This is a genomic window from Flavobacterium sp. (assembly GCF_024305175.1).
Taxonomy (GTDB): Bacteria; Bacteroidota; Bacteroidia; order Flavobacteriales; family Flavobacteriaceae; genus Flavobacterium.
Genome location: NZ_JAMWYY010000060.1, coordinates 1 through 17538, shown reverse-complemented (window position 1 = coordinate 17538; position 17538 = coordinate 1). Strand labels below are relative to the sequence as shown.

Genomic DNA, 17538 nt, shown 5'->3' with positions numbered 1-17538 from the left:
ATCTTACAGTAATATACCTATATAAAAAGGAAAAGCGGAAACGTTCTGTTTCCGCTTTTCCGCCCCCAAAAATACCGTAAAATTACTTTTACTAATGCTATTTGAGGTAAATTTACAATTGTTTAAGGTTTGGTAACAACAGTATTAGACCAACTGCATAAATAAACGTTGAAATGCAACATTTGTTAATATGCTCTTGCGTCATTACCTTCATAAAAGTTTATAAAAGCTCTGTTTACCACCCTGTTACCACCCGGTGTTGGATAATCTCCTGTAAAATACCAGTCGCCTAAATTCTTAGGGCAGGCCTTATGAAGGTTATCTACCGTCTGGAAAATTATCTTCACTTCTGCATTTATTTCATCGGTAACCAGTAGTTCGGCTATCTTGTCACTTATCTCTTCATCGGTAAATGGCGCATAAAAATCTTTTACATAGTTTACCACTTCAGCATCCGGCAGATTTTCCTGAGCCTTGCTTTTTTGATATATCTCGTTTACTATATGCTCTGTACCACGCTCTTTGTGCAGTGCAAGTGCCGCCTGAAATGCCACAAGCCCCTCTAGTTTTGCCATATCTATACCATAACAGTCCGGATAGCGTATTTGCGGTGCTGAAGAGACAACTACTATGCGCTTAGGCTTAAGCCTGTCCATCATTTTTATGATGCTCTTTTTTAGTGTTGTACCGCGCACAATACTGTCGTCTATTATAACAAGGTTATCTTCAGGCTTAATTACGCCATAGGTTACATCATATACGTGTGCTACTAAATCGTCCCGGCTGCTGTCTTCTGTTATAAATGTGCGTAGCTTAGCGTCTTTAATAGCTATTTTCTCGGTGCGGATTTTTACCGACAATAGGTCTTTCAGTGTTTCTTCGGTAAGCGTATGCCTGTTCTGTAATATCTCGTTGTTCTTTCTTTGGTTAAGGAAATCCTGTGCCGCCTCAACCATGCCAAAAAACGAAGTTTCGGCAGTATTGGGTATATAAGAAAAAACTGTGTTGTCAGTATCACTCTCTATAGCCCTGAGCACCTGTGGCAGTATCAGCCTGCCCAGTTCTTTACGCTCCCTGTATATTTCAGCATCACTTCCGCGCGAAAAATAAATCCGCTCAAAAGAGCACGCTTTTTTACCTGCAGAAGGTATAATTTCCGTTACCGAAACACCACCATCCTTTTTGATGATTATAGCATGCCCGGGCTCAAGCTCTTTTACATCATCAAAAGCAACGTTAAATGTAGTTTGTATAACAGGCCTTTCGCTTGCCACAACGGCAATTTCATCATCCTGATAATAATATGCAGGGCGTATGCCCGCCGGATCGCGAAACACAAAGCTGTCGCCATGCCCAAAAAGCCCCGCCATAGCATAACCGCCATCCCACTGCTTACTGGCACGTTTAAGAATGCGTGCCACATTCAGCCTTTCGGATATTACAACAGAAGCCTCCTGCTTTGTGTAACCCTCATTCTTACAATCCTGGTACAGGTCGGCCACCTCATCGTCAAGAAAATGCCCTATTTTTTCCATTACGGTTACGGTGTCGGCAAGTTCTTTAGGGTGTTGCCCAAGCTCTACAAGGCTGGCAAAAAGTTCTTTAACGTTGGTCATGTTAAAGTTACCTGCAACTATAAGGTTGCGGTGCATCCAGTTATTCTGGCGCAGGAACGGGTGAACGCTTTCTATGCTGTTTTTACCGAATGTACCGTAACGCACGTGCCCCAGGAATAACTCCCCCACATAAGGCACCTGGTTTTTCATCAGTGCGGTATCTAATGCATATTCCGGGTGCGCTTGTATTTCTTCGCTAATGCGCCCGTTTATCTGGGTAAAAATATCCTGAATGGGCTGCTGCTGGTTAGAGCGTATGCGGCTTATGTAGCGCTGCCCGGGTTCAACATCCAGTTTTATACTTGCAAAACCGGCACCATCCTGCCCGCGGTTATGCTGCTTCTCCATTAACAGGTACATTTTCTGTATGCCATAAAATGCAGAACCATATTTTTCTTTGTAGTAGTCCAATGGCTTTAAAAGCCTTAAAAGCGCAATACCACACTCGTGTTTAATAGCGTCGCTCATATAAAAATCTCCCGTTGTTGTGTTGTTGTTTATTAAAAAAAGCCCCGCAATGAGGCCTTAGTTTTTATTCTTCTTCCAGTGATATATCAAACTGTGTGAGTGCCCGGAATTCCTGCAGGCGCTCCAGCACTTCTTCTTTAGTAAGACTAACCATCCGTTCGGTGCCGAATTTCTCTACACAGAAGGAAGCCATGTTAGAACCATATATAATGGCATTTTTCATATTCTCGAAAGAAATGTTTTCGCTTTGGGTAATATAGCCGGCAAAACCACCGGCAAAGGTGTCTCCTGCCCCTGTAGGGTCGAACACTTCCTCAAGCGGAAGCGCGGGGGCAAAGAACACATTCTTTTCGTGGAACAGCAACGCGCCGTGCTCTCCTTTTTTTATCACTACATATTCCGGACCCATCTGCTGAATTTTGGCTGCTGCCTTAACCAACGAGTATTCACCTGTTAGCTGGCGTGCCTCTTCATCATTAACAGTAATTACATCTACCCTTTTTATAACCTCTTTCAGTTCAGGCAAGGCACAGTCCATCCAGAAGTTCATCGTGTCAAGTACCACAAGCTTGGGCTGCTCCGTCATCTGGTCCAGTACACTGCTTTGTATAAGCGGGTGCAGGTTGCCCAACAGCACTACATCGGCATCCTTAAAATGCTCCGGCACCACAGGCTTAAAATCAGCCAGCACATTTAGTTGAGTATCAAGCGTATCGCGCGAGTTAAGGTCGTTATGGTAGCGGCCGCTCCAAAAGAAGGTTTTTCCGCCTTTTACCACCTCAAGCCCGGTAATGTCTATATCCCTATCCGTTAGCAGGTCTATATACTCCTGCGGAAAATCTTCACCCACTACAGATACTATTGCCTGCTGCAGCTTAAAGAATGATGCCGAAAGCCCTATGTATGTGCCTGCGCCACCAAGTATTTTATCGGTTTTGCCGAATGGCGTTTCTATTGCATCAAAAGCTACCGTGCCTACAATCAGTAATTTGTTCATAATGTGGGTTGAAAATTAAAGGCGCAAAGATACTTTATAAGTTGCAGAAGAGCAAATATGAAAAGCTAAATACGCATGTGCATAATTTATCATTGCGATAAGGGAGAGATTTTTGTATACAGAATTCTTCCCCACATTTTATTTCGTTCAGAACGACAAGATAGAAAGTCATTCTACACTTCGCTGTGCTGCGGTCGAAATGGAAAACACTGTACCGCAGGTTCTCTTCATTTTAAAATAAAAGAGTTACATCCAGAAACTCAAATATAAAAGAATACTGCCTAACCTTTCATTATCTTTTTTATCAGAAAGTAAGCAAGTGCTGCAAGGCCTATTATGACTGCTACCACAAAGAATTGCCAAATGAATAACCCAAAGTTAAAATCTGATAATGCCTCCATAATTCCTTAGTTTTTGATTAGTAAATATAGTAATTTTCTTTAAAAGATTTCTCCGTTGCAGTCGAAATGGAAATCTATTATATTAAAAAAGCCACTCAATGAGCGGCTTTTTTAATATACATGTAAAGTGATTAATCTTCTATTTCGCTAACGCGAAGGGTGTTTACCATACCTTTTTCTATAACCGGCATTGCGGCAAGGTTTATAAGCATATCGCCTTTTTCTACATAACCTTTTTGTTTGGCTATGGCGTTTACATCTTCTACAGTTTCATCGGTGCTAAGCAGTTTGTCATAATAAAAAGCATTAACACCCCATAGCAGGCTTAGCTGCGCCAGTATGTGCCTGTTACTTGTAAAAACCAATATATGTGCCTGTGGCCTCCATGCCGAGATCTGGAATGCAGTATAACCACTATTGGTTAATGTACTAATGGCTTTTGCTTTTATTACGTTTGCCATTTGCGCTGCGTGATAACATATCGATTTTGTTATGAAACGCTTGGTGCGCACCTGCGGCGTGTTTTGCGGCACATGGATAAGCGGGCTGTCTTCTACCGCTTCTATTATCTGTGTCATTTTTTCGATAACCTGCACCGGGTAATTACCTACAGATGTTTCACCCGAAAGCATTACCGCATCGGCCCCATCCAGTACCGAGTTGGCTACGTCGTTAACCTCTGCCCTTGTAGGGGTAAGGCTGGTAATCATGGTTTCCATCATTTGCGTGGCGATAATAACCGGTATGCGTGCCGTTTTAGCGCGGTTTACGAGCTTTTTCTGAATAAGCGGAACTTCCTGTGCCGGCACTTCAACACCAAGGTCGCCACGGGCTACCATCAGGCCGTCGCAAAAGGCTACAATCTTATCTATATTCTCTACCGCTTCCGGCTTTTCAATTTTAGCAACAATAGGAATTTTATGGTTACTGTGTTCTTTTATAAGATCCTGAAGCTCTTCAAGGTCTTTCGGTGTACGCACAAACGAAAGCGCTATCCAGTCTACATCTTCCTTAACAGCAAAAATAGCATCCTTAACATCTTTCTTGGTAAGTGCAGGCAATGATACTTTTGTATTAGGCAGGTTTACCCCTTTTTTAGACTTTAACGGCCCTCCCTGCACTACAACAGCCTTTACTTCGCTAACCCTGTCTGTCTCCAGCACTTCAAAAATAAGTTTGCCATCGTCAAGCAAAATTCTTTCGCCAGGGTTAACATCGTTAGGAAACTCTTTATAGTTCATGTAAACCCTTTCTTTTGTACCGGGTATATCTTCGGCAGTGGTAAAGGTTATTATATCGCCAGGGGCTACTACTACATCTTCTTTCATTACGCCTACACGCAGCTTAGGCCCTTGCAGGTCGGCCAGTATTGCCGTATTGTAGCCAAACTCTTCATTCAGGCCCCTTATAATGCGTATGCGCTCGCTAACATCAGTATAATCTGCATGCGAAAAGTTAATCCTGAATACGTTTACACCAGCATCTATCATATCCTTTATCACCTCTTTGGTGCTGCAGGCAGGGCCCAGTGTAGCTACAATTTTGGTTTTCTTTCTTGTCGGCATTCTATTAAAATATTAAATTATTTTTAGACTTCAGTTTCTCGTGGCCTATAGTATAGGCAGTGGTAATGTGTTTTATGCCCTGCAACATTGCTGTTAGTTGCAACGGGGCAAAAAAAGAAGGTGTATTTTCTACTTTTAGTATATAATCCACCTTTTTTAGTTCCGGCAGCAGGTAAATGCCCGATGCCATATCCGGTAATGTATCTGCAAACAGGGGGGCGGCGCTTAAGTTTGCCATGACCCTGCTGTTGCGGTTTTTAATCAGGTTATAAACAGCACCTGTATCGTGGTCTTCAAAAATAAACCGGGAAAAACAGCCTTCACCCTCTTTGGTTTTAATGCTGATATCTTTAGGGCACTTTTCCAGCAACAGCCGGAGGTTTTGGTTTATGAAATAGGCAAGCCTGTAATCTTCGAGTGAAGAATGTATGGCAAACAATTCATAATCAATTGTTACAAAGTCGTCTAATTGGAGTTTGTGAACAGCCATTTATACCCAAATAAGCCGTAAATATAGCCATTAAAAATCAGAATAAACAGCCAGTCGGTTAAGTTTACGATAAATTAATCACGAAAACGTTTTAGCTGATTATTATATTCATTTACTTTTTGTTAATTTTTTCCTGAAATGCGAAATACGCACGTTGAGCGGCTTTTTCTTCGGCTTTCTTTTTAGAAGTCGCCCTTGCCTTGGCTATAATTTTACCATCTATTTTAAGCCTTACGCCAAAATACTTCTGACCTTCTACTCCGTTATCTTCGTATATCTCAAAATTGAATTTCTTTTTCTCCTTCTGGCACCACTCTATCAAAAGGCTCTTGTAGCTGATAACCTTGCCTTCAAGCCTTGGTATATCTACATAAGGTATAATAACTTTTTTATAGATAAATTTTTCGCAATAGGTAAAGCCCTTATCAAGATAAATGGCCCCGATAAAAGCCTCGAAGAGGTTGCCATGAATGTTCTCGCCAAAATGTTGTGATGATACTTTGCTTTCTACCCACTTAATAAGGTTAAGGTCTCGGCCCAGTTCATTAAGGTGTTCACGGCTTACAATTTTAGAGCGCATCTTAGTAAGATATCCCTCATCTCCGGCGGGAGCTTCTGTAAAAAGGTGTGCGGCAATTACAGAACCCAGCATGGCGTCGCCCAAAAACTCCAGCCTTTCATAATTTAGCGGGTTTCCGTGTTCATCGGTCTTGTTGCTTGAGCGGTGAGTAAACGCCCTGCGGTAATGTGCCAGGTTAACAGGATTGAAGCCAAGCAGCTTCTTCATTTCATTAAAAAAAATCCCGTCTTCCTCAGAAAGACGGGATGGTTTAAATATTTTTTTTATTATACCCATGCCGGCACAAGTAATTACATTTCAAGTTTTTTTACCAAAACGCAAGCGTTGTGGCCACCAAAACCAAATGTATTGCTCATTACTACCTTCATATCCCTTTTTTGTGCCTTGTTAAAGGTAAAGTTTAGCTTAGGGTCTATATTATCGTCATCAGTAAAATGATTAATGGTAGGCGGCACTATGCCATGTTTGATAGATAGTATGGATGCAATAGCCTCTATAGCCCCGGCAGCGCCTAAAAGGTGCCCCGTCATGCTCTTGGTAGAGTTAAGGTTAAGGTTATAGGCATGCTCGCCAAATACTTCTATAATGGCTTTACTCTCTGCAATGTCGCCAAGCGGGGTAGATGTACCGTGCATGTTTACACCATCTACATCTTCCGGCTTAAGGCCTGCATCACGAAGGCAGTTAATCATTACATTCCTTGCGCCAAGCCCTTCCGGGTGCGGCGCAGTTATGTGGTGTGCGTCGGCGCTCATTCCGCCCCCGCCTATCTCGCAGTATATAGTGGCTCCCCTTGCAACAGCGTGCTCATATTCTTCCAGTATAAGTGCGCCTGCACCTTCGCCCAGTACAAAGCCTTCACGGTCTTTATCCATAGGCCTGCTGGCTGTTTGCGGGTCGTCGTTTCTTGTAGAAAGGGCATGCATGGCATTAAAGCCACCCATACCGGCTATGGTTACGGCTGCTTCGCTACCGCCGGTTACCATTACATCTGCATGGCCCAGGCGTATATAGTTAAAAGCATCTATAAGTGCATTTGTAGATGATGCACAGGCCGAAACCGTAGTAAAGTTTGGCCCCCTGAAACCATATTTAATAGAGATATGGCCACCTGCTATATCGGCAATCATTTTTGGTATAAAGAAAGGATTGAATTTTGGCGTGCCGTTTCCGTTGGCAAAATTCATTACCTCTTCCTGAAAAGTTTCTAACCCCCCTATACCGGAACCCCATATTACACCTACCCTGTCTTTATCCAGCTTATCAAAATTAAAAGCGGCATCTTTAACGGCTTCATCTGTGGCAACAAGGGCATATTGGGCATAGCGGTCCATTTTCCTTGCCTCTTTTCTATCTATAAAATCTTCAGCATTGAAATTCTTTACTTCGCAGGCAAACTTTGTTTTGAAGTTAGTCGTATCAAAGTATGTAATAGGGGCTGCGCCGCTCTTACCGTTAATCAGGCCTTCCCAGTACTCCTGCACTGTGTTACCTATAGGGGTAAGCGCTCCCAGGCCTGTTACTACAACTCTTCTTAATGTCATAAAGATATTTTTATAGTTTCTGTTTATAGAACAATACCCATGCATTCTTTTCGTGTATGTTAAGAAACATGGGCATTGATAATATTTTCAAAGACTGTTTTTATATGTAAAAGCCGTCTGTTTGTTTAAAAGCGATTGCCAGAACCAATAAAACAATAACATCCATGCAACTAATTTGTTTACATGGATGCTATATATTTATTACTTTTTTGCTTCTTCTATGTAAGAAATAGCCTGACCAACAGTAGAGATATTCTCAGCCTGATCGTCCGGAATCTGAATATCAAATTCCTTCTCAAATTCCATGATAAGCTCAACAGTGTCCAGTGAATCTGCTCCTAAATCGTTTGTGAAGCTTGCCTCTGCAACCACTTCGTTTTCGTCAACACCTAATTTGTCTACGATAATCGCTTTTACTCTTGATGCAATGTCTGACATAATCTTTAATTTTAGAATTTAAATTGAATGGCAAAAATAAAAAACTTTATTTTAAAACCGCGTTTTCCCAAAAAAATGTGAGCACTAAAATAGAAAATTAATTTTATAAATACGCGAAAAGGGTGTTATTTTGCAGGATAAAATTTGTGGCAACGCCCTTATAAAACCACCTTTCTGAATGAAAAATATTATAGTTTTTGCCTCCGGCGGCGGCAGTAATGCCCAAAAGATAATGGAGTATGCCCGGCAGGAGAAAGCCTATAATGTAGCTGCTGTATTTGCCAATAACACCAATGCAGGCGTACTGCAAAAGGCATTAGAGCATAATGTGCCAACCGTAGTTTTTACAAGAGAAGACATGGAAAACGGCGACCTGTTGGCTAAGGTACAGCAGCACAGCCCAGACCTTATAGTGCTTGCCGGTTTTTTATGGAAATTTCCCGCAAATATTATTGAAGCCTACCCAAACAGGGTTATCAACATTCACCCTGCCCTGCTGCCTGCCTATGGCGGCAAAGGTATGTATGGCATGCATGTGCACCGTGCGGTGCATACCAACAAAGAGAAAGAAAGCGGCATAACCGTGCATTATGTTAATAACAATTATGATGAGGGCAACATAATACTACAGGAAAAAGTAGCGATTGAAGAGTGCCTTTCTCCCGAAGAAGTAGCAATAAAGGTACTGGAGCTGGAACACGAACATTTGCCAAAGGTTATAGAGAAACTATTACAATAAAAGCTGTAATTATGAACCAATATTACCTGTACCCTATACTATTTCTCCTGCTGATTTCCTGTGCGAAAAAAACAAAGGAAGAGAAGTTTTTTCCTGAAGATTCAGAGAGGCAGCCCACATTTTATTCTGAAAATATAACGCCGGATGAAGAAATTTGTGATACGAGCTTTACAGTTTTCTTTGAAAAGTTTAAAAAAGACAGTGTTTTCCAATACAGGCATATTCGTTTCCCTATCGATTTTGTTTACAGCGATGAAGATTTTCCTTTAGATAATATGTATTCTACAATTGAAAGGGAAGAATACACATTTAATGATTTTAATGACAGCATATTAATTTATCGCGGAAAAAAATACAGGTACGAATTCCTTATAAGTCAGTCAAAAGACAGCGCACACATCCATCATAGGGCACTGTATGAATACCATCCGCCTTTAAAACATTACATAAGCCTTGACTACCATTTTGCCTTTGATGAAGGATGTTGGTACCTGGTGCGCTTTGAAGATATGACCGATTAACATGTTCAATTGTTTATACATTTCACTCTTATATCATTCAATCTTAAACCATAAATAAAATGCCACACACCGTTCACCTTTATACTGATGGCGCTGCCAAAGGAAATCCCGGCCCGGGTGGCTATGGGGTTGTGTTGGAACAGGTGGGCACCGGTTACCACAAAGAATTTTATGAAGGCTTCAGGCTTACCACCAATAACCGCATGGAACTGCTTGCCGTAATTGTCGGGCTTGAAAAACTGAAAAACCCCGGCACCGAGGTACTGGTGGTAAGCGACAGTAAGTATGTGGTAGATGCCGTTAGTAAAGGCTGGGTTTTCGGGTGGGAGAAAAAAGGCTTTAAAGACAAAAAGAACCCCGACCTGTGGCAGCGTTTCCTTAAAATTTACCGCAGGCATAAGGTAGATTTTAAATGGGTTAAAGGCCACAACAACCATCCGCAGAATGAGCGTTGCGACCAACTTGCCGTATTTGCATCCTCACAGCCTAACCTTAACGTAGATGCATGGTATGAGCAGCAGGGCGACAAGCTACTGTAAAACCACTTTTAATACTCCGCAAACTAATTGTACCTTTGCTGTTTTATAACACACTATACTACAGCTATGCTTGAAGATAAAAACCAGCAACGCACCAGCCTTGCCAGCCTTGGCGAGTTCGGGCTTATAGAACACTTTACAAAAAACATTAAGCCAAAGCAGCCCTCTACCGCTAAAGGTATTGGCGATGATGCTGCCGTACTCGATTTTAAAGGTAAAAAAACAGTGGTTTCTACCGATATGCTGGTAGAAGGCGTGCATTTCGACCTTTCGTATATGCCCCTGAAGCACCTCGGCTATAAAGCCGTTGTGGTTAACATAAGCGACATCTGCGCCATGAATGCCACTCCTACACAAATAACTATATCTATTGCGGTATCTAACCGTTTTCCGCTTGAAGCTTTAGAGGAGTTGTATGAAGGGATGCGCCTTGCTGCACAGGTGTATGATGTGGATATCATAGGCGGTGATACTACTTCTTCCCAAAAAGGGATGATAATAAGCATAACAGCAATAGGCCAGGCAGATGAAGAGGAGATAACCTACCGCAACGGGGCAGGCAATACCGACCTGCTGGTAGTAACTGGCGACGTTGGTGCCGCTTACATGGGCCTGCAGGTACTGGAGCGTGAAAAAGAAGTTTTTAAAGTGAACCCGCAAAACCAGCCCGACCTTGATGCCTACACCTATCTTATAGAGAGGCAGCTTAAGCCGGAAGCGCGTAAGGATATAAAAGAGATACTTAAAGGACTTGAGATAAAGCCTACGGCAATGATAGATGTATCTGACGGGTTATCTTCTGAGATACTACACCTGTGCAAACAAAGTGGTGTGGGGTGTAACCTGTATGAAGAGAAAATTCCGGTTGACCCGCAGCTTATAAGCAGCTGTGAGGAGTTTAATATTGATATTACTACCGTAGCTATTAACGGCGGGGAAGATTATGAGCTGCTGTTTACTGTTAAGATTGAAGATTATGACAAACTGAAGCACAACCCTAACTTTACCGTTATAGGGCACATGACACAGGAAAGCGAAGGCATGCACCTTGTAACCCGTGCCAACACTAAAATACCTTTAAAGGCGAGAGGCTGGAATGCCATGCAGGAAGAAGAGTAAAAATATATGTTGATAATAAAAAATGCCGTGCTGTTGCACGGCATTTTTCTATTTATTGCGGATCTTTCATCTTAAAAGTTTCCATAAACTTAGTGGTATAGTTACCGGCAATATAATCCGGCTCATCCATAAGCTGGCGGTGAAAAGGTATAGTAGTTTTAATACCCTCTATAACAAACTCATCAAGCGCACGCCTCATTTTGCTTATAGCCTCTTCCCTCGTCTGTGCAGTGGTAATAAGCTTTGCAATCATAGAGTCGTAGTTTGGCGGTATGGTATAGCCGCTGTAAACATGCGTATCAAGCCTTACACCGTGACCTCCCGGCATGTGCAGGGTGGTAATTTTACCCGGAGAAGGGCGGAAATCATTATAGGGATCTTCCGCATTAATACGGCACTCTATAGAGTGTAGTTGCGGCAGGTAGTTTTTACCCGAAATAGGCACACCGGCAGCTACTAAAATCTGCTCGCGTATCAGGTCATAATCTATTACCTGCTCAGTAATAGGGTGCTCTACCTGAATACGGGTGTTCATCTCCATAAAGTAAAAGTTCCTGTGCTTGTCAACCAAAAACTCTACTGTACCTGCGCCTTCATATTGTATAAACTCGGCAGCTTTAACGGCGGCCTCGCCCATCTTTTCACGCAGCTCATCCGTCATGAAAGGAGAAGGTGTTTCTTCCGTAAGCTTCTGGTGGCGGCGCTGTACAGAACAGTCGCGCTCGCTAAGGTGGCATGCCTTACCAAAAGAGTCGCCTACAACCTGAATTTCGATGTGGCGTGGCTCCTCAATCAGTTTTTCCATATACATACCATCGTTACCAAACGAAGCCGCAGCTTCCTGCTTGGCACTCTCCCATGCTTTTTTAAGGTCTTCCTGTTTCCAAACGGCACGCATACCCTTACCACCACCACCGGCAGTAGCTTTAAGCATTACTGGGTAGCCAAACTCTTTGGCAAGCTTTTCGGCATGCTCATAAGAATCCAAAAGCCCGTCAGAACCCGGTACACAAGGTACACCGGCAGCCTTCATGGTAGCTTTGGCAGTAGCCTTGTCACCCATTTTCTCAATCATTTCAGGAGAGGCACCAATAAATTTGATACCGTGCTCGCCGCATATTTTAGAAAACTTGGCATTTTCCGAAAGGAAACCGTAACCCGGGTGTATGGCATCGGCATTGGTAATTTCTGCCGCTGCTATAATGTTGCTCATTTTCAGATAAGAAAGGTTGCTTGCAGGCGGGCCTATACATACGGCTTCATCTGCAAAGCGCACGTGCAGGCTCTCGGCATCGGCAGTAGAGTAAACCGCTACGGTTTTTATACCCATCTCCCTGCAGGTCCTTATTACACGCAGGGCTATTTCACCCCTGTTTGCTATCAGTACTTTTTTAAACATCGCTCTTAAATTTTAAATGATGAATTTTAAATTTTAAATCATTTTAAAGGCTTAAATAAGCATTCAAAATTTAACATTTAAAATAATTAGCTTAAGATGGGTCTACAAGGAATAAAGGCTGGTCAAACTCTACAGGAGAGGCATCATCTACCAGTACTTTAACTATTTTACCCGACACTTCAGATTCTATTTCGTTAAATAACTTCATAGCTTCTATAACACACACTACATCTCCTTTAGATATTGTGCTGCCCACCTCTACAAACGGAGCTTTGTCCGGAGAAGGTTTTCTGTATAATGTACCGATTATAGGCGACTTTATAGTTACATATTTAGAAGATTCATCGGCTGCAGGAGCCTGTGCAGGTGCTGCTGCCGGGGCAGTTGGCGCTGCAGGCTGTGGCGCTGCCGCCTGTGGCAATGCCTGGCTTACCGGAATATGCTGAACATAAGTAGCTTCGGGAGTACCGCTATCTGTAACTGTTTTTATGGTGATCTTAAAATCATCCATTTCTAACTTTACTTCTGTAGCACCGGACTTCGCTACAAACTTGATTAGGTTTTGAATTTCTCTGATATCCATAATTTCCGAATTTTGTTTAGTTTGTTTATTTTTTATCGTATGCCCATTTAAGGTAGATAGAACCCCATGTAAAGCCACCCCCAAAGGAAGCAAATATAAGGTTATCGCCCTTTTTAAACAGGTGTTCGAAGTCGTTAAGTAACAGTGGCAGTGTGGCAGAAGTAGTGTTGCCATACTTTTCTATATTTACCAGCACCTTACTTTCGTCAAGGTTCATGCGTGATGAAGTGGCATCTATAATCCTTTTGTTTGCCTGATGCGAAATAAGCCAGTTTACATCTGCAGCAGTAAGGTTGTTGCGCTGCATTATCTTTTCGCTTATATCGGCCATATTGCTAACAGCATACTTAAATACTGTTTTGCCATCCTGAAAAACATAATGCTGCTTGTTGTCAACCGTTTCATGAGAAGCCGGCAGTAAAGAGCCTCCTGCTTCTATTTTAAGGAACTCGCGGCCTATGCCATCACTCCTTAGTATCTCGTCCTGGTGTCCCAGGCCTTCTTCATTAGGCTCAAAAAGGGCGGCTCCTGCGCCATCGCCAAAAATAATACAGGTAGCCCTGTCGGTATAATCTATAATAGACGACATTTTATCTGCCCCTATTACTATTACTTTTTTATAGCGCCCACTTTGTATGTAAGCGGCAGCGGTACTCATACCATATAAAAAACTGGAGCATGCCGCCTGCAGGTCATAACCAAAAGCGTTAACTGCCCCTATCTGGCTGGCCACATATACGGCTGTTGCGGCAACAGGCATATCGGGTGTGGCAGTTGCCAGTATAACCATATCAATATCTTCAGGTTTAGTACCCGATTTTTCAAGCAGGTTCTGCGCTGCCTTAATGGCAAGGTAAGATGTTCCCTTATCTTTATCTTTTAAAATCCGCCTTTCCTTTATACCGGTACGAGAGGTTATCCACTCGTCGTTTGTGTCTACCATAGTTTCCAGCACCTGATTAGAAAGCACATAATCAGGCACGTATGCCCCAACGGCTGTAATTGCGGCTGTTATTTTACTCATAGGATAAATAGTTTCTGTTCAAGCCCTACAGGTTTGAAAAGTGGTGGAAATTACAAAAAAAATTATAAAAAGGGTTATATAAGGCAGCTTTAAATAAAGCAGACACCCCTTTAACAAAAAAACCCTCACTGTAGTGAGAGTTTTTCCTCAATTTTTTATACTGGTTATGCTACAGCTTCCGCCTTGTCTATAACTACCTGGCCCCTGTAGTACATTTTGCCTTCATGCCAGTAAGCCCTGTGGTAAAGGTGTGCCTCTCCTGTTACAGGACAAGTAGCTATCTGAGGTACAGATGCTTTGTAGTGGGTCCTTCTTTTATCTCTTCTCGTTTTCGACGTTTTTCTCTTAGGATGTGCCATTTTACTATATTATTTTATCCGTTTAAAAGTTTTTTTAATTCATCCCAACGGGGATCTGTATCATTATTTTTTTCTTCTTCCTCTTGTTTTGCCTTTGGGGCAAGCTCATTAAGCTTTTCTATAATCCCGGTATCAAGCGTACCGTCTTTAATTCCCGGATGCACACGTTTAGAAGGAACAGAAAGCACTATCATTTCATATACATACTGAGATATATCCACCTGGTATTCGCCATGGGGCAGTATCAGTATTTCATCATTTTCATCATTAAACTCCTCGCCAAACTTAACTACTATATCCATCTTCCCTTTTATTGGGAGGTCAAAATTTTCGTTGCTAAGGTCGCACGGAACATTAACGGTGCCCTTATGCTTAAAATGAAGCTCGAGCATGGTGCTTTGTTTCTCTAAAACCATGTTTACCTTGACGTTGACGTTGTTATACTCATCAAAATCAAAGGCATCAAAGAACGTTTTATTTATATCAAACTCAAACTGGTGCTTACCCTGTTTTAATCCGGAAAAAGGGATTAAAAATTCTTTAGTCACTTTCATTTCGCCAGTCTTTATATGTTATCAAACCTGTTTTTTAACCTAATCAGCCGAAACTCATTTCGTTACAACAGTTTTGAGCGTGCAAAGATAAAAAATTATTGCAATTACAAACCTGTTATCAACATTTTTTTGTTTACAACTGTTTTTCTTTAATCTTAAGCGGGTTACTGCTAATTTCGCTGTACTGCTGCCTGTTATGAAAAATATCCAGTGCAAGGTAAAGCGCCTCCTGAAAAGAAGTATTATCCGCCTCTCCTTTACCTGCAATTTCATAGGCAGTTCCGTGGTCAGGAGAAGTGCGTATGCCCGAAAGTCCTGCCGTATAATTTACACCTTTGCCAAAAGCCAGCGTTTTAAATGGTATAAGCCCCTGGTCGTGGTAGCCTGCTATAACCGCATCATACTTTTCATACTGCCCGCTGCCAAAAAAACTGTCGGCAGAAAATGGCCCGAAAACCAACACGCCTTCTTCAAACAGCCTGCCCAAAGCCGGCTTTATTATCTCATCGTCTTCCCTGCCAATAACGCCGTTATCGCCACTGTGCGGGTTAAAGCCCAGTACCGCTATTTTTGGCCTGTTAATGCAAAAATCCTGTGTAAGGGTTTTGTTAATGGTAAGTATCTTTTTACGGATAAGCTCTTCCGTAAGGTGAGAAGCTACTTCATTTACCGGGATATGGTCTGTAAGCAATCCTACCCTTAAATTATCCTGAACCATAAGCATAAGCGCATCGCCCTCAAGCTCCTGGTCGAGATAATCTGTATGGCCCGGGAATTTAAATTCTTCCGACTGTATGTTGTACTTGTTAATGGGCGCTGTAACCAGTACATCTATATGTTTGTCTTTTAATGCGGCAACTGCCGTGGTGAATGATAGTATGGCATATTTGCCAACAGCCTCATCATTTTTGCCAAACTCAATATTAACGCCTTCACGCCAAATGTTAAGCACATTAAGCTTTCCGGGCACAATCTGGTCCAGGCTTTCTATACCATGCAGGTTGCTGTTAATGTTAAGTGCTTTTTTTATGAATGAAAGTACCTTAACATTACCAAAAATTACAGGAGTGCAAAGCTCAAGCATCCGCGAGTCTTCAAATGTTTTCAGTATAACTTCGGCACCTATGCCATTTAGGTCGCCTATAGATATTCCTACTATTGCATTATCGTCTTTTCTTGTCATGATGCTGTTTAATTGCTACTTTTGAAGTTACAAATTTAATAAAAATAATCCGGCATGTTTACAGGAATAATAGAAACCTCTGGAACTATACAACAGATAGACCGCGAGGGCGGAAATGTACATTTTACATTAAGCTCTGCCATAACCCACGAACTAAAGATAGACCAGAGTGTGGCACACAATGGCGTTTGCCTTACCGTGGTTGCCATAAACAACAACAGCTACACCGTAACTGCAATACAGGAAACCTTAGATAAAACCAACCTGGGGCAATGGAAGGAAGGCGACACTGTAAACCTTGAGCGCGCCATGAAACTGGGCGACAGGCTGGACGGACATATTGTGCAGGGGCATGTTGACCAGACAGGCGTATGCAAAAGCGCAGAAGAAGCCAACGGAAGCTGGTATTTTACTTTTGAGTATGATACTAACGCCAATAATATTACTATAGAAAAAGGTTCTGTAACGGTTAACGGGGTTAGCCTGACAGTAGTAAACAGTAAAGATGGCGAGTTTAGCGTGGCTATTATACCTTATACCTATGAACACACCAACTTTAAACACATACAACCCGGCACCATAGTAAACCTTGAGTTTGATGTAGTGGGCAAATATGTGGCAAGGCTGCACAACCTGCGCAAATAATTTTGTTTACAGATATAAAAAAAGGCTGCCGGATGGCAGCCTTTTTGCGTATTGCGGGTTATCGTTTTAACGAGAAGTGCGACTTGAACTCGAACTGTCGTATATTAATATCCTCTTCCATCTCTGGTTCATTGGTGTCAGGGTCTATTTCAATCTGGCCGTTTTCATCTAAAACAGGTACCATAGTGATTACAACCTCTTCATAGGTTACACTGAACCAGTAATCGTCTGCCGGCAGAGGGCTGCCGTTAAAGGTTCCGTCCCATCCCCTGCTCTGCGAGCTGATCTGCTTGATGAGCTTGCCGTAGCGGTCGAAGATGTAGATGAGCGCATCGCCTTGTCCACTTAGCCCGTAGATGTTCCAGTAGTCGTGGTATCCGTCTCCGTTAGGGGTAAAATACCTTGGGTAGTCTATTACATTTACATCCGGTATTTCAAGAACAAATTGAGAACATGCGTTTTTATCCCTTACGCGCACCACATAAGGCTCGCTTCTTGGTATCACATTCGTAAATATGTTACTATCCTGCCAAGGGCCATCCCCAAGCTGATATTCATAATCTCCGAATCCGTCAACTGTAATAGTTATAGTCTGGTTGTCGCTGAAAGCATTGCTTACTGCAAAACCGGTTCCTATAACAGTTGCTGGTCCGCTTTGCTCAACAGTTACCGGTGTTATCGGGTCGCTGATGCAGCCGAAGGCGTTGATGGCTTCTACGGTATAATTACCTGCCTCTGTTACTACATAGGTTGGCTCTGTGGCGCCGGCTATCA

Annotated in this window: 19 protein-coding genes; 5 read left to right on the top strand and 14 right to left on the bottom strand. The window is 42.4% G+C overall.

All coding sequences use genetic code 11. The annotated features are described in order from the left end of the window. Window positions 1-185: 185 nt before the first annotated feature. The 7 genes from Q0K96_RS12530 to Q0K96_RS12500 all read right to left on the bottom strand — a co-directional run bounded on the left by Q0K96_RS12530 (window position 186) and on the right by Q0K96_RS12500 (window position 8099). Window positions 186-2084, bottom strand: coding sequence for an amidophosphoribosyltransferase (locus tag Q0K96_RS12530; RefSeq protein WP_297334327.1), 1899 nt, complete (start codon window positions 2082-2084; stop codon window positions 186-188). A gap of 64 nt (window positions 2085-2148) precedes the next feature. Further along, window positions 2149-3081: a PfkB family carbohydrate kinase gene (locus Q0K96_RS12525; protein WP_297334326.1), complete on the bottom strand. Its 933-nt coding sequence runs from the start codon at window positions 3079-3081 to the stop codon at window positions 2149-2151. 532 nt (window positions 3082-3613) lie between these two features. After that, window positions 3614-5047: a pyruvate kinase gene (gene pyk, locus Q0K96_RS12520; RefSeq protein ID WP_297334325.1), complete on the bottom strand. Its 1434-nt coding sequence runs from the start codon at window positions 5045-5047 to the stop codon at window positions 3614-3616. Between the two features lie 4 nt (window positions 5048-5051). After that, window positions 5052-5537, bottom strand: a complete 486-nt coding sequence (locus Q0K96_RS12515) for an IPExxxVDY family protein (protein WP_297334324.1) — start codon at window positions 5535-5537, stop codon at window positions 5052-5054. 112 nt (window positions 5538-5649) lie between these two features. Then, window positions 5650-6393 carry a ribonuclease III gene (gene rnc / locus Q0K96_RS12510; RefSeq protein ID WP_297334323.1) on the bottom strand — a complete coding sequence of 248 codons (744 nt, stop codon included), beginning with the start codon at window positions 6391-6393 and terminating at the stop codon, window positions 5650-5652. Window positions 6394-6407: 14 nt separating this feature from the next. Further along, complete coding sequence (gene fabF / locus Q0K96_RS12505; protein ID WP_297334322.1) at window positions 6408-7661, bottom strand: beta-ketoacyl-ACP synthase II; 1254 nt, start codon at window positions 7659-7661, stop codon at window positions 6408-6410. Window positions 7662-7862: 201 nt separating this feature from the next. After that, window positions 7863-8099 carry an acyl carrier protein gene (locus Q0K96_RS12500; protein ID WP_188621718.1) on the bottom strand — a complete coding sequence of 79 codons (237 nt, stop codon included), beginning with the start codon at window positions 8097-8099 and terminating at the stop codon, window positions 7863-7865. Between the two features lie 178 nt (window positions 8100-8277). On the opposite strand from Q0K96_RS12500, the gene Q0K96_RS12495 reads away from it, so the two are divergent. The 4 genes from Q0K96_RS12495 (at window position 8278) to thiL (ending at window position 11017) form a co-directional block, all read left to right on the top strand. Continuing rightward, a complete protein-coding gene (locus Q0K96_RS12495) occupies window positions 8278-8838 on the top strand; it encodes a phosphoribosylglycinamide formyltransferase (protein WP_297334321.1) in 561 nt (186 codons plus the stop codon). Window positions 8839-8849: 11 nt separating this feature from the next. Continuing rightward, window positions 8850-9359, top strand: a complete 510-nt coding sequence (locus tag Q0K96_RS12490; protein WP_297334320.1) for a hypothetical protein — start codon at window positions 8850-8852, stop codon at window positions 9357-9359. Between the two features lie 59 nt (window positions 9360-9418). Continuing rightward, window positions 9419-9898 carry a ribonuclease HI gene (gene rnhA / locus Q0K96_RS12485; RefSeq protein WP_297334319.1) on the top strand — a complete coding sequence of 160 codons (480 nt, stop codon included), beginning with the start codon at window positions 9419-9421 and terminating at the stop codon, window positions 9896-9898. A 66-nt stretch (window positions 9899-9964) separates the two neighbouring features. Continuing rightward, window positions 9965-11017, top strand: a complete 1053-nt coding sequence (gene thiL / locus Q0K96_RS12480; RefSeq protein WP_297334318.1) for a thiamine-phosphate kinase — start codon at window positions 9965-9967, stop codon at window positions 11015-11017. Window positions 11018-11069: 52 nt separating this feature from the next. Here the strand turns inward: thiL and accC are convergent, their stop codons facing one another. The 6 genes from accC to pdxA all read right to left on the bottom strand — a co-directional run bounded on the left by accC (window position 11070) and on the right by pdxA (window position 16119). After that, window positions 11070-12416, bottom strand: coding sequence for an acetyl-CoA carboxylase biotin carboxylase subunit (gene accC, locus Q0K96_RS12475; RefSeq protein WP_297334317.1), 1347 nt, complete (start codon window positions 12414-12416; stop codon window positions 11070-11072). A gap of 91 nt (window positions 12417-12507) precedes the next feature. After that, the gene (gene accB / locus Q0K96_RS12470) at window positions 12508-12999 is read right to left on the bottom strand and encodes an acetyl-CoA carboxylase biotin carboxyl carrier protein (protein ID WP_297334316.1); all 492 of its coding nucleotides are present in this window, start codon (window positions 12997-12999) and stop codon (window positions 12508-12510) included. Between the two features lie 25 nt (window positions 13000-13024). Continuing rightward, window positions 13025-14023: a beta-ketoacyl-ACP synthase III gene (locus Q0K96_RS12465; protein ID WP_297334315.1), complete on the bottom strand. Its 999-nt coding sequence runs from the start codon at window positions 14021-14023 to the stop codon at window positions 13025-13027. A 164-nt stretch (window positions 14024-14187) separates the two neighbouring features. After that, window positions 14188-14382, bottom strand: a complete 195-nt coding sequence (gene rpmF / locus Q0K96_RS12460) for a 50S ribosomal protein L32 (RefSeq protein ID WP_026993360.1) — start codon at window positions 14380-14382, stop codon at window positions 14188-14190. Between the two features lie 14 nt (window positions 14383-14396). Further along, window positions 14397-14936, bottom strand: coding sequence for a DUF177 domain-containing protein (locus tag Q0K96_RS12455; protein WP_297334314.1), 540 nt, complete (start codon window positions 14934-14936; stop codon window positions 14397-14399). Window positions 14937-15069: 133 nt separating this feature from the next. Then, entirely contained in the window at window positions 15070-16119 is a 1050-nt protein-coding gene (gene pdxA, locus Q0K96_RS12450) for a 4-hydroxythreonine-4-phosphate dehydrogenase PdxA (RefSeq protein ID WP_297334313.1), read from the bottom strand. Window positions 16120-16173: 54 nt separating this feature from the next. On the opposite strand from pdxA, the gene Q0K96_RS12445 reads away from it, so the two are divergent. Next, window positions 16174-16764 (top strand): riboflavin synthase, encoded by a 591-nt coding sequence (locus Q0K96_RS12445; protein WP_297334312.1) that lies wholly within the window; start codon window positions 16174-16176, stop codon window positions 16762-16764. A 58-nt stretch (window positions 16765-16822) separates the two neighbouring features. Here the strand turns inward: Q0K96_RS12445 and Q0K96_RS12440 are convergent. Next, a partial coding sequence (locus Q0K96_RS12440) for a T9SS type B sorting domain-containing protein (RefSeq protein WP_297334311.1) occupies window positions 16823-17538 on the bottom strand: 716 nt, incomplete at its 5' end.

Coding starts and splice junctions, on each gene's coding strand:
- Q0K96_RS12530 (WP_297334327.1), bottom strand. CDS start 2,084: ATGAGCGACGCTATTAAACACGAGTGTGGTATTGCGCTTTTAAGGCTT.
- Q0K96_RS12525 (WP_297334326.1), bottom strand. CDS start 3,081: ATGAACAAATTACTGATTGTAGGCACGGTAGCTTTTGATGCAATAGAA.
- pyk (WP_297334325.1), bottom strand. CDS start 5,047: ATGCCGACAAGAAAGAAAACCAAAATTGTAGCTACACTGGGCCCTGCC.
- Q0K96_RS12515 (WP_297334324.1), bottom strand. CDS start 5,537: ATGGCTGTTCACAAACTCCAATTAGACGACTTTGTAACAATTGATTAT.
- rnc (WP_297334323.1), bottom strand. CDS start 6,393: ATGGGTATAATAAAAAAAATATTTAAACCATCCCGTCTTTCTGAGGAA.
- fabF (WP_297334322.1), bottom strand. CDS start 7,661: ATGACATTAAGAAGAGTTGTAGTAACAGGCCTGGGAGCGCTTACCCCT.
- Q0K96_RS12500 (WP_188621718.1), bottom strand. CDS start 8,099: ATGTCAGACATTGCATCAAGAGTAAAAGCGATTATCGTAGACAAATTA.
- Q0K96_RS12495 (WP_297334321.1), top strand. CDS start 8,278: ATGAAAAATATTATAGTTTTTGCCTCCGGCGGCGGCAGTAATGCCCAA.
- Q0K96_RS12490 (WP_297334320.1), top strand. CDS start 8,850: ATGAACCAATATTACCTGTACCCTATACTATTTCTCCTGCTGATTTCC.
- rnhA (WP_297334319.1), top strand. CDS start 9,419: ATGCCACACACCGTTCACCTTTATACTGATGGCGCTGCCAAAGGAAAT.
- thiL (WP_297334318.1), top strand. CDS start 9,965: ATGCTTGAAGATAAAAACCAGCAACGCACCAGCCTTGCCAGCCTTGGC.
- accC (WP_297334317.1), bottom strand. CDS start 12,416: ATGTTTAAAAAAGTACTGATAGCAAACAGGGGTGAAATAGCCCTGCGT.
- accB (WP_297334316.1), bottom strand. CDS start 12,999: ATGGATATCAGAGAAATTCAAAACCTAATCAAGTTTGTAGCGAAGTCC.
- Q0K96_RS12465 (WP_297334315.1), bottom strand. CDS start 14,023: ATGAGTAAAATAACAGCCGCAATTACAGCCGTTGGGGCATACGTGCCT.
- rpmF (WP_026993360.1), bottom strand. CDS start 14,382: ATGGCACATCCTAAGAGAAAAACGTCGAAAACGAGAAGAGATAAAAGA.
- Q0K96_RS12455 (WP_297334314.1), bottom strand. CDS start 14,936: ATGAAAGTGACTAAAGAATTTTTAATCCCTTTTTCCGGATTAAAACAG.
- pdxA (WP_297334313.1), bottom strand. CDS start 16,119: ATGACAAGAAAAGACGATAATGCAATAGTAGGAATATCTATAGGCGAC.
- Q0K96_RS12445 (WP_297334312.1), top strand. CDS start 16,174: ATGTTTACAGGAATAATAGAAACCTCTGGAACTATACAACAGATAGAC.